We start from the raw sequence: 978 nt of genomic DNA on the forward strand, positions 1-978 counted from the left end.
CCTGGTCGCCGCCTACAGCATGGGGCTGGCTTTCGCCTTCGGCTGGACGCCTTGCATCGGCCCGGTGCTGGGGCCGATCCTGACGTTGGCCGGCGGGCGCGAGACGGTGGGCGAGGGCGCGCTGCTGCTTGCCGCCTATTCGCTCGGTCTCGGTATCCCTTTCCTGATCGCGGCGCTGTTTTCCGGCGCCTTCATGCGCTTTCTTGGAAAATTCCGCGTCCATCTCGGCCGCGTCGAAAAGGCGATCGGCGCGCTGCTGGTCGTCGCCGGCATATTCTTCCTCACCGGCGGCGTGCAGAGCGCGTCGTACTGGCTGCTGGAGACTTTCCCGGCGCTAGGGCGGCTGGGGTAGTTTGCTACTTTGTGCGCTGGATCGAACTGTGGACCTGCTGATTAAGAATCAGGGACTTGGGACGTCGCCAGGCCGGACGTGACGCGCAGGAGAGGGCATCCTTGCAACCGCGACGATCACTCCGGCACGCCGGAGATGCCCAGCGCCTCGACGTAACGCTCGGCGAACACCTTGTCTTGCCAAGGGTTGATCTGCCTCTGCAGGGTGAGCGTGTAGGTCGGAAACGCCTCCATCAGCCGCCGCGCCGCCGCCCGTGCCTCGTCCAGCCGGTTGAGTTTGACCAGCGCCATGATCACCACCCGGTGCGAGGAGCCGTAGTTCGGCATCTCCTGCAGCGCGCGTTCTCCCCATGCCAGCGCTTCCTCGTAGCGCTCGAGCATCAGATAGCTCATCCCGATGCCGGAGAGCGCGATGCCCTTCTCGGGGTCGACCGGGCTCAGCCGCATTGCCCGGTGAAAGTGCTCGATCGCGACGAGCGGGCGGCTGGAATGTGCGTTCACCCAACCGCAGCTCGTATGGCCCTGCGCCGAATTGGGATTGAGCATTAGGGATCGTTCGATCGTGGCCAGCGCCATCTCGTAGTCCTTCGCGCTGTAGGCCATCACCTGCGCGGCGAAGCGTAGGCT

General features: G+C 65.1%; 2 protein-coding genes. One reads left to right on the plus strand and one right to left on the minus strand.

Annotated features, from left to right (window positions below):
• Positions 1–352: cytochrome c biogenesis protein CcdA (locus EN781_RS33200; RefSeq protein WP_245492719.1), on the plus strand; the 352-nt coding region annotated here is incomplete at its 5' end.
• Between the two features lie 116 nt (positions 353–468).
• On the opposite strand, the gene EN781_RS33205 is transcribed toward EN781_RS33200, so the two are convergent.
• Positions 469–978: tetratricopeptide repeat protein (locus EN781_RS33205; protein WP_127400763.1), on the minus strand; the 510-nt coding region annotated here is incomplete at its 5' end.

The organism is Mesorhizobium sp. M4A.F.Ca.ET.090.04.2.1, assembly GCF_003999085.1.
GTDB lineage: Bacteria > Pseudomonadota > Alphaproteobacteria > Rhizobiales > Rhizobiaceae > Mesorhizobium.